This is a genomic window from Paraburkholderia graminis C4D1M (assembly GCF_000172415.1).
In the GTDB taxonomy this organism is placed as follows: Bacteria; Pseudomonadota; Gammaproteobacteria; order Burkholderiales; family Burkholderiaceae; genus Paraburkholderia; species Paraburkholderia graminis.
In genome coordinates this window covers 149810-163014 of the sequence record NZ_ABLD01000015.1, presented here as the reverse complement: position 1 = coordinate 163014, position 13205 = coordinate 149810, and the positions used below count along the sequence as shown (strand labels likewise).

General features: G+C 63.8%; 10 protein-coding genes and 1 pseudogene. 10 read left to right on the top strand and 1 reads right to left on the bottom strand.

The annotated features are described in order from the left end of the window. From BGRAMDRAFT_RS22200 to BGRAMDRAFT_RS22190, 3 genes and pseudogenes are all read left to right on the top strand, one after another. Nucleotides 1-213 (top strand): annotated as a pseudogene (locus BGRAMDRAFT_RS22200) (TetR/AcrR family transcriptional regulator C-terminal domain-containing protein); the annotation flags it as partial. Nucleotides 214-394: 181 nt separating this feature from the next. After that, nucleotides 395-820 (top strand): organic hydroperoxide resistance protein, encoded by a 426-nt coding sequence (locus BGRAMDRAFT_RS22195; protein WP_006051078.1) that lies wholly within the window; start codon nt 395-397, stop codon nt 818-820. 284 nt (nt 821-1104) lie between these two features. Continuing rightward, a complete protein-coding gene (locus tag BGRAMDRAFT_RS22190) occupies nt 1105-1578 on the top strand; it encodes a VOC family protein (protein WP_006051077.1) in 474 nt (157 codons plus the stop codon). Between the two features lie 62 nt (nt 1579-1640). Here BGRAMDRAFT_RS22190 and BGRAMDRAFT_RS22185 read toward each other — a convergent pair whose 3' ends face one another. Beyond that, entirely contained in the window at nt 1641-2648 is a 1008-nt protein-coding gene (locus BGRAMDRAFT_RS22185; protein WP_006051076.1) for a sulfonate ABC transporter substrate-binding protein, read from the bottom strand. A gap of 597 nt (nt 2649-3245) precedes the next feature. Between BGRAMDRAFT_RS22185 and BGRAMDRAFT_RS22180 the strand changes: the two genes are divergently transcribed. The 7 genes from BGRAMDRAFT_RS22180 (at nt 3246) to BGRAMDRAFT_RS22150 (ending at nt 13189) form a co-directional block, all read left to right on the top strand. Beyond that, nucleotides 3246-4622 (top strand): 2-hydroxycarboxylate transporter family protein, encoded by a 1377-nt coding sequence (locus BGRAMDRAFT_RS22180; protein WP_006051075.1) that lies wholly within the window; start codon nt 3246-3248, stop codon nt 4620-4622. After that, a complete protein-coding gene (locus BGRAMDRAFT_RS22175) occupies nt 4612-6552 on the top strand; it encodes a sensor histidine kinase (RefSeq protein ID WP_006051074.1) in 1941 nt (646 codons plus the stop codon). Before BGRAMDRAFT_RS22180 ends, BGRAMDRAFT_RS22175 begins: the two co-directional genes overlap by 11 nt. Next, on the top strand, nt 6542-7927 hold the full coding sequence (locus BGRAMDRAFT_RS22170; RefSeq protein WP_006051073.1) for a sigma-54-dependent transcriptional regulator: 1386 nt from the start codon (nt 6542-6544) through the stop codon (nt 7925-7927). Before BGRAMDRAFT_RS22175 ends, BGRAMDRAFT_RS22170 begins: the two co-directional genes overlap by 11 nt. Before the next feature lie 6 nt (nt 7928-7933). After that, nucleotides 7934-8314 carry a DUF3579 domain-containing protein gene (locus tag BGRAMDRAFT_RS22165; protein ID WP_006051072.1) on the top strand — a complete coding sequence of 127 codons (381 nt, stop codon included), beginning with the start codon at nt 7934-7936 and terminating at the stop codon, nt 8312-8314. Between the two features lie 396 nt (nt 8315-8710). After that, on the top strand, nt 8711-9058 hold the full coding sequence (gene nirD, locus BGRAMDRAFT_RS22160; protein ID WP_006051071.1) for a nitrite reductase small subunit NirD: 348 nt from the start codon (nt 8711-8713) through the stop codon (nt 9056-9058). Then, on the top strand, nt 9055-10344 hold the full coding sequence (locus BGRAMDRAFT_RS22155) for an NAD(P)/FAD-dependent oxidoreductase (RefSeq protein ID WP_006051070.1): 1290 nt from the start codon (nt 9055-9057) through the stop codon (nt 10342-10344). Before nirD ends, BGRAMDRAFT_RS22155 begins: the two co-directional genes overlap by 4 nt. 13 nt (nt 10345-10357) lie before the next feature. Then, nucleotides 10358-13189, top strand: coding sequence for a nitrate reductase (locus BGRAMDRAFT_RS22150; protein ID WP_006051069.1), 2832 nt, complete (start codon nt 10358-10360; stop codon nt 13187-13189). Nucleotides 13190-13205: the final 16 nt, after the last annotated feature.

Here is a 13205-nt window from a genome sequence, read left to right as displayed (position 1 = left end):
CGATTGCAGGCATTCTTCAAGGCGAACGAGAAGTGGCTCGCGAAGGTGCTCGCGGAAGGCTCGAAAGCGGGTACGCTCGCAGTGAACGGCAAGCCTGAAAACGCGGCGCGCGCGCTCTTTGCGGCGTTTCAAGGTAGCGTGTTGGCGAGCCGGTTATTCAATACCAAGGCCCGGTTGGATGATGTCGAGGCGTCGGTAAGGATAGCTCGGTAAGACGTGAGGCGGGCATATCCGAAAGCGGCACGTCTGTTTTTTTTCGGTGTGTTGTCTATCTTGTGATAGATAGACTTTGAATGATGTAAGTGGTAGTTTTATAAAGCCCGTTTGACTGTGCAATCGCATCTATCTGTACATAGATAGGCGACTTTAAACCTGTTCATTAAGGAGCTTCACCATGTCGGTCGAAAAAGTTCTGTATCGCGCTCATGCTCACGCTACCGGAGGCCGCGATGGCCGCGCCATCGTCCCCGAAGGCAAGCTCGACTTCAAGCTGACCACGCCGCGCGAACTCGGCGGCGCAGGCGGCGACGGCGCGAATCCCGAGCAACTGTTCGCGGCCGGCTACAGCGCGTGCTTCCTCGGCGCGATGAAATTCGTCGCCGCGCGCGACAAGATCGCGATTCCTGCCGATGTTTCGATCGACGGGAGCGTGGGTATCGGCGCGATTCCGAACGGTTTCGGCATCGAAGTCGAACTGAAGATCGCATTGCCCGGCATGCCGCGCGACGCCGCTCAGGCGCTCGTCGACAAGGCGCATATCGTTTGCCCGTATTCGAACGCAACGCGCGGCAACATCGACGTGACGCTGACCATCGTTTGATGCGTCGCTTCACGGCATGATCGCAAGCGGCGGCCAGGGCGAACCCCTTGCCGCCGCACAAAGATTGGTGCATGGCGATCATGCCGGATCGCTATCAACATCGCGCAGTGCTCCGCTGTCTATAATCGGCCGGATGCAACGGCGAAGGTGGCACGTCAAATCGAGGCCACGGCAGGCGAAAATTTTTTATTGCCGTCGTGTCGATTCGGATGATCCTCCTTCGTCGTTCTAATAGCGGCATGCGGCTCGGCCGCCATTTGACCGATCCTGACAGGAGACTCGCCATGACGATTCAGAAGATCACCCCGTTTCTCTGGTATTTGAACGAGGCCGAAGAGGCTGCGGCTTTCTACACGAGCATCTTTCCGGACTCGCGCGTGGTTCGCGTCACGGAGGTGCCGAGCGCCGGCTCCACGAAAGTCGTCGACTTCGTGCTATTCGGACAGCCGTTTCTCGCAATGAGTTCGAGCGGCAAAGACCCGTTCAATCACGCGGTATCGTTCCTGGTCAATTGCGCCGATCAGGCCGAAATCGACCGTTACTGGGACGCGTTTCTGGAAGGCGGCGGTGTGCCCGAGGCATGCGGCTGGCTGAAAGACCGCTTCGGCGTCTCATGGCAGATCGCGCCGAACGATGTGATCGGCATGATGGGCGACCCCGACGCGGAGAAGGCGCGGCGCGCCGCCGAGGCGATGATGAAAATGGTGAAGTTCGACGTCGCGGCGCTGCGCGCAGCGTACAACGGAACGGCCGGGTAGTCTCACACGTGCAGCGCGTCGCGCGCCACACGATGCGGCGCGCGCGGACGCACATCCTCAAATCAGCTCGTCTTCCAACGCGCGTCCACCACGCTTAGCTTGCCGGGAATCAGCTTCAGCGCGCTGAACGTGTCGGCGATCTGCTGCTGATAGGCGAGGGTTGCATCGGTGATCGGCTGTACGCCGTAGCCGGTGCGCTTGAGCGCGACTTCGAGCGTGGCCGCGTCGAGGCCCACGAGCGGGGACAGCAGGCTCGCCACTTCGGCCACGTTGTCGCGTCCCCAACTGTCGACGGCGTTCACTTCCTCGAGCAGCGCATTCAGCAGGCGCGGTTGCGCCGTCGCGAACTTGCGCGCCGAGACGTAGTACTGCGTATTGCGCACGAGCCCGTCGCCATTCGCGATGGTGCGCGCATTCGCCTGCCGCTCGATCGCGGCGAGGTACGGGTCCCAGATCACCCACGCGTGCACGCTGCCTTGCACGAACGCGGCGCGCGCGTCGGCGGGCGTCAGGTAGACCGGCTCGATGTCCGCGTACGTCAGTCCCGCCTGCTGCAGCGCCTTCACGAGCAGGAAGTGCACATTCGAGCCTTTGTTGAAGGCGACCTTCTTGCCGCGCAATTGCGCCACCGTGCGAATCGGCGAATCCTGCGGGACGACGATCGCTTCGCCACGCGGCGCGGGCGGCTCGTTGCCGATATAAACGAAGTCCACGCGGCCAGCCTGCGCAAAAATGGGTGGCGTTTCGCCGACCGTGCCGACATCGACGGCACCGGCATTCAATCCTTCGAGCAACTGCGGGCCGGCCGGAAATTCGAGCCACTGCACCGCGACGCCTTCGCTTGCCAGCCGCTTTTCCAGCGTGCCGCGCGCCTTCAGCACGACGAAGTTGCCGTACTTCTGATAGCCGATGCGGATGCGCTTGCTGTCGCCTTGCGCGTGAGCGGAGCCGCCCGTGAACGGCGCGATCGGCGAAAGTACGCCGCCGAGCGCGGCGCCCGTCAAACCGGCTGCCGCGCCGTGCAGAAGGCGGCGCCTGCGTGTATCGATCGAATCTTTGCGTGTGGTCATCGGTCTTTGCTCTCTGCGTGAAAGATGCGGCGCACGGTGCGCGTTGAACTCGCGACGTTAAATCGACGCCCGCGCAAATCCAACCAATGTTTGCGCATATCGAAAGCACGCAATCGAAGATGGCCTTCGCGCCGCTCGCTCCTTTCGTCAGAGGATCGCGCTCATCCACACGCTCACGGCTGAACTCTCAGCCTGCCCACCGCGGCGAATTCTGAAGTCTCGGAACACGGGGCTTGCGGTGTCCGCTCACGTCACAAAAAAGCCCGCTAGATCAATGGCTTAAAACATATCCGCAATCAGGCCGCCATTGGCATAGGCCTTGCCTTATACCCCTACAAGAGCGCCCAGAGCGCAATCCACAAGATTCGAGATCCTCACGGAGACACTCATGACCCAGCCCAACTCTCATCGACCCGCGCGGCGCTAACCCGCGCGCATCGCTTCCCGCTTTCCACAATATTTTCCACGGATCGGCCCGGGTTTTCCCCGAGCTTATCCAGCACCTGGCTCGAAGAGCCGCAGCCGGATGCGCCGACATCCGCATCGAAACGCGACGCCGCCATGCCACCGCGGCGCGCCAAAGCAAGGAGACATGTTTTGTCCACACCCGCCCATACCCAGGACGCTTCGCGTTCCACGCCCGCGCTCGAAGCCGCGCCGTTGTCCAACGAAAAGACCCGCTTCTGGCCAGAAGGCTGGTGGAAGCTGATGGAATACCGCATCGGCATCATCCCGCTGCCGGTCTATTTCATTCTTCTCGCGCTGATCGTCGGCTTTGCGGTGACGGGCAAGATGCCAGGCGAGATTTCGATGGCAATCGCCGTGCTCGCATTCTTCGGCTTCACCTGCGCGGAGCTTGGCAAGCGTCTGCCGCTTCTGCGCAACATCGGCGCGGCCGCAATCTGCGCGACGTTCGTGCCGTCGGCGCTCACGTACTACCACGTGCTGCCGAAGCCGATTCTTCATCTCACGACCGAGTTCACGAAGTCGACGAACTTCCTGTATCTCTTCATTGCGTCGATTATCGTCGGCAGCATTCTGAGCATGGACCGGCGCGTGCTGATCCGCGGCTTCGTGAAGATTTTCGTGCCGCTTGCGCTGGGTTCGCTGGCCGCGGCCATTGTCGGCATTGCGGTCGGCGCGGCATTCGGGCTCGGCGCGCGCCATACGCTTTTGTATATCGTCGTGCCGATCATGGCCGGCGGTGTCGGTGAAGGCGCTATTCCGCTGTCGATCGGCTATTCGGAAATCATGCATCTGCCGCAAGGCGAGTTGTTCGCGCAAGTGCTGCCGCCCGTCATGCTCGGCAGCCTCACTGCGATCGTTCTGTCGGGTGCGCTCGACATGCTCGGCAAGCGCTTTCCGCATCTCACCGGCGACGGACGTCTGCAAGTCGGCGAGACCGACGAAATGGCGCCCGCCGAAGAAGAAATCCGCGGCCATATCGACGTCACGCATATCGCGGCGGCCGGCATCACCGCGATCACGCTGTATCTGCTCGGCCTGATGTGCCGCAATCTGTTCGGCTTGCCCGCGCCGGTCGCGATGCTGTTTCTCGCCGTGTTGGTCAAGCTCGCGCGCGCCGTGTCGCCGCAATTGCAGGAAGGCGCGTTCGTCGTCTACAAGTTCTTCTCGACCGCGGTCACGTATCCGCTGCTGTTCGCCATCGGCGTCGCGATGACGCCGTGGGACAAGCTGATGGCCGCCTTCACCATCGCCAATATCGTGACGATCGTCGCGACCGTGGCGACGCTGATGGGCACCGGTTTTCTGGTTGCCCGCAAGCTTAAGATGTACCCTATCGACACCGCGATCGTGAACGCATGTCACAGCGGGCAGGGCGGCACCGGCGACGTCGCGATCCTGACCGCGGCCAACCGCATGCAACTCATGCCGTTCGCGCAGATCGCCACGCGCATCGGCGGTGCGATCGTCGTCACGGTTACGCTGATTGCGGTCGCGCATGGTGTCTGACGCGTCGCGTTCCGGTGCGGCGCGCGGCTGGCGTCGTCGGGCATCGGGTATTCGCGAGGTCGAACATCAAGTGAGAATAAGAGGGATACCGCTGTGGGTGTGGGCGGTCGCGGCACTGCTGTATGCCGGCATGGCCGCGGCGGCAATCGAACTCGCGTGGAATCGCGCCATCGACGCGCTCGCCGAGGCCGGCGCGCATCAGCTCGACCTGTACGGCGCGAGCCTGAAAAGCGAACTAGGGCGCTTCGAGATGATGCCCGCGATCGTCGCGCGACAGGACAGCGTGCGTGCGTTGCTCAACGCCGGGCCGCACGCGTCCCCAGCGCTGGTGCAGGGCGTCAATACGTATCTCGAAGCGGTCAACCAGGAGGCGGGCAGCGTCGCGGTCGACGTGATCGATCTGCAAGGCTCGGTGATCGCCGCGAGCAACTGGAACCAGCCGCTGAGCTTCGTCGGGACTAACGTGTCGTACCGGCCTTACTTCAAGGATGCACTCGCGCGCGGCAACGGGCGCTTCTTCGGCATCGGCACCAATACCGGCATTCCGGGGCTTTACTTCGCGAGCGCCGTGCGGGACCGCGGCAAGGCGATCGGCGCGGCCGCGGTGAAGATCAGCGTCGACGAACTCGAGTCGGCGTGGCGCCGGCCGAATGAGGCGGCGATGGTCATCGACCACAACGGCGTGATCGTCATCTCGACGGTGGCGGCGTGGAAATTCACTGCGCTGCGGCCCATCACTTCGGAACAGCAGCGCGAGATTCAGGCGTCGCGGCAATACGCGGGCCGCCTCGTGGAGCCGCTTCAATATCGACGCATCGGCGAGTGGGGCGCAAGTGCGTGGCTCGGCCGCTTTCCTGACCCGCGCCGCCCTGGTCACACCACGCGTTATCTCGCGATGTCGCGGCCCGCGCCACAAGCGGGCGACTCGATCATGGTGCTGCTCGACGTCGCGGGCGCGCGGCGTCAGCAGGAGCTTGCGCTCGGCTTCGTGACGGGCGGCTTTCTGATCGCCGGCCTCTATGCGCTTTACGCGGTGCAGCGTCGTCGCACGATTGCCGAGAAGCTGAAAGCGCAAGATGCATTGCGCCGCGCCAACGACGAACTCGAGGCGACCGTCGCGCAACGTACCGCGGCGCTCACGCAAACGAACGAACGGATGCAGCAGGAGATCGTCGAGCGCAAACGGACTGAAGAGCGCTTGCGCGAGTCGCAGCAGGAAGTCGTGCATGCGGGCAAGCTCGCGGTGCTCGGCCAGATGGCCGCGGGTCTCACGCACGAGCTGAGTCAGCCGCTCGTCGCGATCCGCACGCTGTGCGATAACGCGCGCACGTTTTTCGAACGCGATCAGCCGGCGCACGCGATCACGAATCTCGAGCGCGTGTCGCGTCTCGTCGACAACATGGCCACGCTCACCGGCGAATTGAAAGCGTTTGCGCGCAAGCCGGTTGTCGAGCGCGTGGCCGTGTCGCTCAACGAAGCGGTGGCGCATGCGCGGCTCATTTACGACGCGCGAATCCGCGACGAGGCCGTGCAAGTCGACGTGCGAATCGCGCCGGGCACGCTCGTGTGTGCGGAGGCGAGCCAGTTGCAGCAGGTGATCGTCAATCTGCTCGGCAATGCGCTCGATGCGGTCCGCGAACAGGAGCAGCGCGTGATTACGCTCGAAGCAACCGAGTCCGTCGACAATAGCCGCGTGCTGTTCTCGATTTCGGACAGCGGCACCGGCATCGCGCCCGAAGTGCTCGAGCATCTGTTCGAGCCGTTCGTCACGACGAAGCCGCGAGGCCACGGCCTCGGGCTTGGGCTTGCGATTACCTCGCGTATCGTCGAAGCGTTCGGCGCGAAAATTTCCGCTGCCAATCGCGATGAAGGCGGCGCGCGCTTCAATATCGAGTTTGCGTCAGCGAAGGGAGTTGTCGATGGGAGATGAAATTCGCGTTCTCGTGGTAGAGGACGACGAGAACGTGCGCTTCGGTGTCCAGCAGGCCGTCGAGCTCGCGGGCCTGCCCGTGTCCGCTTACGCGGGCGCGGCCGATGCGCTCGCCGAAGTCGCGCCGGGCGCGCCGCTCGTGATCGTATCCGACGTGAGAATGCCGGGCATCGACGGCTTGCAGTTGCTCGACAAGGTCATGGCGATCGACCCGCAAATCCCGGTCGTTCTGATTAGCGGACACGCGGATATTTCCACCGCCGTCGGCGCGATGCAGGTGGGCGCGTACGACTTCATCGAAAAGCCGTTCTCGTCGGACCATATTGCGCGGCGCGTGGCGCGTGCCGTCGAAAAGCGCCGCCTCACGCTCGAAGTGCAGGGCTTGCGCGCCGCGCTCGATAACTGGCAGGGTATCGAAGCGCTCGTGCTCGGCAAGTCGCCCGCCATCGCCGAGGTGCGCAAGAAGATACTGCGTCTCGCGGATACGTCGGTGTCGGTGCTCATCACCGGCGAGACCGGCACGGGCAAGGAGTTGATCGCCCGCAGCCTGCACGAGTTCGGCGCGCGACGCGACAAGCATTTCGTCGCGCTGAACTGCGGCGGCTTGCCGGAACAGATTTTCGAAAGCGAGCTGTTCGGGCATGAAGCGGGCGCCTTCACCGGTGCGATCAAAAAGCGCATCGGCAAAATCGAATGGGCGCATGGCGGCACGCTTTTTCTCGACGAAATCGAAACCATGCCGGTGTCGTTGCAGATCAAGATGCTGCGCGTGCTGCAGGAACGCACCGTGGAGCGTCTCGGCGCGAACGAACCTATAGCGGTGGATTGCCGGATCGTTGCCGCGTCGAAGGCCGACCTCATGCAGCTTTCCACCGAGGGCCAGTTTCGCGCGGACCTGCTGTATCGCCTGAACGTCGCGCAGATCGAATTGCCGCCGTTGCGCGAACGGCGCGAGGACGTGCCCTTGCTGTTCGAGCATTTCGTGCTCGCGGCCGCGCGCCGTTTCGGGCAGCCCGCGCCCATCGTATCGGCGTCGCAGCTTTCCGAACTGATGACGCATCCGTGGCGCGGCAACGTGCGCGAGTTGCAGAACGTCGCCGACCGCTTCGTGCTGGGACTAACCGGCGACAGCCTGCTGACCCCTGGCGGCAACGCAAGCAAGGGCGGCACGCTCGGCGAACAGCTTGCGTACTTCGAGCGCATGCTGATCGAAGACATGCTGCGGCGTCACAACGGCAACGTCGCGGAAGCCAGCGTCGAACTCGGCATGCCGAAAAAGACGCTGTATCACAAGCTCCGGCAACTCAAGATCGCCTCTCGCGATGTGCCGGGCGACGAGAGCGACGCCGACCGGTCGTCATCGGGAGGCGAGTAGACCCGCATGGACCGTCTACCTCTGACTACACAAGAGCCGATTGAAGGCGCTATTCAGGGCTATCTGATCAAGGGCATCACGCATTCGCAGAAGACCTTTCGGCCAGGCGACTGGCCCGAGCGTCTTGGCGGCGTCATCACGCTTTTCGTCGGCGAAAAGCGGCCGGGCATTCATATCGCGTGTACGCGTCTCGCGATGCCTGTGATCGACGCCGGGATCAAATGCTTTTTCGTTTCCGACGAACTGCGCGCTGTCTGTGCCGACGCATTCGACTTCGTGATGCGTTTCGCGAAAGACAATGATCTGCCGGTCGATGTGCGTCGCGCACAGAGGCTCGCTTCGCCGGACGCCCTTGCGTCCGAGGCTTCGACAACGCCGCGTTGCTGACGCGGAGCGTGGCCCCATCGGCCGGGCAGCGTTGCACGCCCAAGGTGCTGCGCCGCACCATCATCGCGCGTTCATGCATCGGAATGCGCCAGCCCACGGCGCACGGCGCGCGCTCCAATACTCGCCAGAAGCCCACCGCGCGGGGCCTTCGCGGCGTTCTCGCCTAATGGCATGAGCCTTGCATTTAACGTGGCTGCGGATCAAAGGCGATCCGGCTCATCTGCAGCACGCACTCTGTTTTAGATCACTGGTTTTGGACAACGGCGTCCCCCGAATACAGTCGCACTGGCGATTGCATCCGCGGGACGCTTTTTTATTGCCGGACACATCATGCCGCGTACCGCATCGCAAATGAAGGAAGCCTTTGTCATGAACGTTGCCGAGAGGAACTCCGCCATGAGTCACGACCGCTTGCCGCAAACCTGGACGCCTGTTTGCACGCTCGACGACATCGTTCCGAATACGGGCGTCTGCGCGCTCGTCAACGGCGGACAGGTCGCCGTATTTCACGTCGCGGACGGTGAGGGCGGCGTGTACGCCATCGACAACTTCGATCCGGGCTCGCGCGCGGCCGTGCTGTCGCGCGGGCTGATCGGCAGCCTCGGCGAGCGCATCGTCGTGGCCTCGCCGATCTACAAGCATCACTTCGATCTGCGCACCGGCGAGTGCCTCGAAGCGCCCGAGAATTCGGTCAGCGCGTATCCGGTGCGGGTGGAAAGCGGCAAGGTGTGGGTCGCGGCATGAGACACGAGATCGACGCACAGTTGTCGGGAGGCGCCTCACACGCCGCGCACGCCTCCCACGCCGCGCCCGCCCGCCCGCGGCTCGTGGTGATCGGCAACGGCATGGCCGGCATGCGCACCGTCGAAGAGTTGCTGAAGCTCGCGCCGGATCTGTACGACATCACCGTGTTCGGCGCCGAGCCGTACGGCAACTACAACCGCATTCTGCTGTCGCCGGTGCTCGCGGGCGAAAAGACGGTCGACGACATCATCCTCAATACGCGCGACTGGTATGACGAGAACGGCATTCGCCTCTATGCGGGCGATCCGGTGATCGCGATCGACCGCAGGCGCCGCGTCGTGCGTTCGCAAGGCGGCGTGGAAGTCGGCTATGACCGTCTGCTGATCGCGACGGGATCGAAGCCTTTCCTGATTCCGGTGCCGGGCCACGATCTGCCTGGCGTGATCGCGTTTCGTGACATTCAGGATGTCGAAACAATGCTCGAGGCGGCGCGCAATCATCGGCATGCCGTGGTGATCGGCGGCGGATTGCTCGGGCTCGAGGCCGCCAACGGACTCATGCGCCAGGGCATGTCGGTAACCGTCGTGCATGTGATGGACAGCCTGATGGAGCGCCAACTCGACCGCAGCGCGTCGGTCCTGCTGCAACAGGCGCTCGAGCGCAAGGGCCTGCGTTTCCTGCTGAAGGCGAACACCGCGGAGATCGTCGGACCGGATCGTGTGAGCGCCGTGCGTTTCGCCGACGGCACGCAGATTCCCGCAGACCTCGTCGTGATGACGGCCGGCGTGCGCCCGAACATCGACCTCGCGAAACAGGCGGGGCTGCATTGCGAGCGCGCGATTGTCGTCGACGATACGTTGCAGACCTACGATCCGCGCGTCTACGCAGTCGGCGAATGCGTGCAGCACCGCACGGCGACCTTCGGCCTCGTTGCGCCGATCTGGGATCAGGCGCGCGTGTGCGGCGCGCATCTCGCGGGCGCGGGCCATCGCCGCTACGTGCAGCGCGCGACTGCCACCAAGCTCAAGGTCACCGGCGTCGAACTGTATTCGGCCGGCGACTTCATCGGCGGCCCGGACAGCGAAGACCTCGTGCTGCGCGATCCGCGGCGCGGCGTCTACAAGCGCCTCGTGATCGAAGAGAACCGCGTGATCGGCGCCGTGCTGTATGGCGACGTCAACGAAGGCGCGTGGTACTTCGAGCTGATCCAGAACCGGACCGACATTTCCTCGCTGCGCAGCCAGTTGCTGTTCGGCAAAGCCCTCTGCGAGACGCAGGCAGCCTGACCTGGAACACACCGTGAGTTTTCCCATCGCTATTTCGAGCACGTCCGGCAGCGGCGATGCTGTCAGAACCACCTGTCCGTATTGCGGCGTCGGTTGCGGCGTGCGCGCGAGCGCGCGCCCCGACGGCGGCCATGACATTGCCGGCGACGAACAGCATCCCGCGAACTTTGGACGCCTGTGCGTGAAAGGCTCGGCGCTCGGCGAAACGATCGGGCTCGAAGGACGGCTGCTTCATCCGAAGATGCGCGAGCGCGCGAGCGGCGCGTTGCGCGATGTTTCGTGGGACGAAGCAATCGATGCGGTCGCGGGAGGCTTTCGCCGGATCGTCGACGAACACGGGCCGGATGCGGTCGCGCTCTACGTATCGGGCCAGTTGCTGACCGAGGACTACTACGTCGCGAACAAGCTGATGAAAGGCTACGTCGGCAGCGCGAACATCGATACGAATTCGCGGCTCTGCATGTCGTCTTCCGTTGCGGGACACAAGCGGGCGTTCGGCGAAGACGTGGTGCCGGTGTGCTACGAAGATCTCGAACTCGCCGATCTCGTGGTGCTGGTCGGTTCGAACACGGCGTGGTGTCATCCGATCCTGTTCCAGCGCATCGTCAAGATCAAGGAAGCGCGGCCGGACATGAAAGTCGTCGTGATCGACCCGCGTTATACCGCGACGTGCGAGATGGCCGATCTGCATCTGCCGTTGAGCGCCGGCAGCGACGTGCGGCTTTTCAACGGGCTGCTCAGTTTTCTCGCGGAGCATGGTGCGATCGACGCGCAGTTTGTCGATGCGCATACCAACGGTTTTGCGCAGGCACTGGCCGCTGCTTCTGAGGGTGAAGTATCGGGCACGACAGCGGCCTTCGATCTCGCCCAATGCGCGAAGGCGTGCAAGGTCGATCCGCACGATCTGCTCGAGTTTTACCGCCTGTTCGCGCGCACTGAGCGCGTCGTGACGGTCTATTCGCAAGGCGTCAATCAATCGAGCGCGGGCACCGACAAGGTCAACAGCATCATCAATTGCCATTTGCTGACGGGGCGCATCGGCAAGCCGGGAATGGGGCCGTTCTCGTTCACCGGACAGCCGAATGCGATGGGCGGGCGCGAGGTCGGCGGTCTCGCGAACACGCTCGCCGCGCATCTCGAACTCGACGACGCGATGCATCGCGAACTCGTTCAGCAATTCTGGGGCGCGCCGGTTATTGCATCGCGCGCGGGGCTCAAAGCAGTCGAGCTGTTCGAGGCGATCGAGGAAGGACGCGTCAAGGCCGTGTGGATCATGGGCACGAATCCGGTCGTGAGCCTGCCCGACGGCGATCAGGCGAAGCGCGCGCTCGCGCGTTGCGAACTGGTGGTCAGCTCCGACATTGTCGAGCGCACGGACACCAATGCGTTCGCTCATGTGCTGTTGCCGGCGCTCGGCTGGGGCGAGAAGGACGGCACCGTCACGAATTCGGAGCGCAGGATTTCGCGTCAGCGCGCATTTTTGCCAGCGCCGGGCGAGGCGCGCGCGGACTGGCAAATCATCTGCGATGTGGCAAAGCGCATGGGATATGCGGGCTTCGAATTCGCGAGCCAGCAGGAGATCTTCGACGAGCATGCGCGGTTGAGTGCATGGCGCAACGGCGAGAGCGAAAGCCAATCGCATAGCCAACACGGCGACAGCGTGCGTCGCGCGTTCAATCTGGCGGGGCTGGTGGGCCTCGGCAGCGACGGCTACTCATCGTTGCAGCCTGTTCAATGGCCCGTACGCGCCAATAACAACATGGCCAGCGACACGGCCGGCGACACGACCGCACCCGGCACCGCGCGTCTTTTCGACGATCGCCGTTTTAGCCATGCGGACGGCCGCGCGCGTTTCATCGCCACGCCGCCACGCGCGCCCGCGAATGCGCCCGATGACGACTATCCGCTGACGCTCAACACGGGCCGCGTGCGCGACCAGTGGCACACGATGACCCGCACCGGCAGGTCCGAAAAACTCGCGGGCCATGTGACGGAGGCGTTCGTCGACATGCATCCGCAGGATGCGTTGTTGTGCGGCGTGCGCGAAGGCGACCTCGCGCGAGTGTCGAGCCGTTGGGGCGCGATGGTCGCACGCGTGCAATACGGCGGCGGCATGCCGCGCGGCAGCGTGTTCGTGCCGATTCACTGGAACGATCAGGTGGCGTCCGACGCGCGCGTCGGGGCCGTGGTGAATCCGTCGGTCGATCCGGTTTCCGGCGAGCCCGAGTTCAAGCACACGCCCGTGCGCGTCGACAAGTTTCATGTCGCGTGGCATGGCTTTTCGCTGAGCCGCCGCGCGCCGGTTCTCGACGGCGTCACGTACTGGACGCGCGTGCAAGGCACGCAGTTCGTGCGCTATGAACTGGCCGGCCGCAATCCGCCTGGAGAAGAGGGCGATCGCGGCGCGTGGGCGCGGGCGCTCTTCGGTGTCGACGATGCGCACGCCGATTGGCTCGAATACGAGGATCGCGCGGCAGGCGTTTATCGCGCGGTGCATGTCGTCGACGATCGCATCGAGAACTGCGTGTTTCTTTCGGCGCGCCCGGATCTGCCGGCGCGCGAATGGCTCGCGAGCCTCTTTGCAAAGGGCAAGCTCGACGACGCGGACCGCATCGGCGTGCTCTCCGGCCAGTCGATCGGCAAGGGCGCCGATACGGGGCCGACCATCTGTTCGTGCTTCGGCGTCGGGCGCAATACGATATGCACGGCGATACGCGAGCACGGCCTGAAAAGCGCCGCCGACATCACCGCGTGTCTGAAGGCGGGCGGCAACTGCGGCTCGTGCGTGCCGGAGTTGAAGAAGCTCCTGGTCGATACGGAGCTGGCGCGGCTTAATGCGGCTTGAGTGCTTGAGTGCTTGA

Excerpts from the sequence above, each read along its gene's own strand:
- nirD (WP_006051071.1), top strand. The coding sequence starts at position 8,711 with ATGAGTCACGACCGCTTGCCGCAAACCTGGACGCCTGTTTGCACGCTC.
- BGRAMDRAFT_RS22165 (WP_006051072.1), top strand. The coding sequence starts at position 7,934 with ATGGACCGTCTACCTCTGACTACACAAGAGCCGATTGAAGGCGCTATT.
- BGRAMDRAFT_RS22185 (WP_006051076.1), bottom strand. The coding sequence starts at position 2,648 with ATGACCACACGCAAAGATTCGATCGATACACGCAGGCGCCGCCTTCTG.
- BGRAMDRAFT_RS22190 (WP_006051077.1), top strand. The coding sequence starts at position 1,105 with ATGACGATTCAGAAGATCACCCCGTTTCTCTGGTATTTGAACGAGGCC.
- BGRAMDRAFT_RS22175 (WP_006051074.1), top strand. The coding sequence starts at position 4,612 with ATGGTGTCTGACGCGTCGCGTTCCGGTGCGGCGCGCGGCTGGCGTCGT.
- BGRAMDRAFT_RS22195 (WP_006051078.1), top strand. The coding sequence starts at position 395 with ATGTCGGTCGAAAAAGTTCTGTATCGCGCTCATGCTCACGCTACCGGA.
- BGRAMDRAFT_RS22170 (WP_006051073.1), top strand. The coding sequence starts at position 6,542 with ATGGGAGATGAAATTCGCGTTCTCGTGGTAGAGGACGACGAGAACGTG.
- BGRAMDRAFT_RS22155 (WP_006051070.1), top strand. The coding sequence starts at position 9,055 with ATGAGACACGAGATCGACGCACAGTTGTCGGGAGGCGCCTCACACGCC.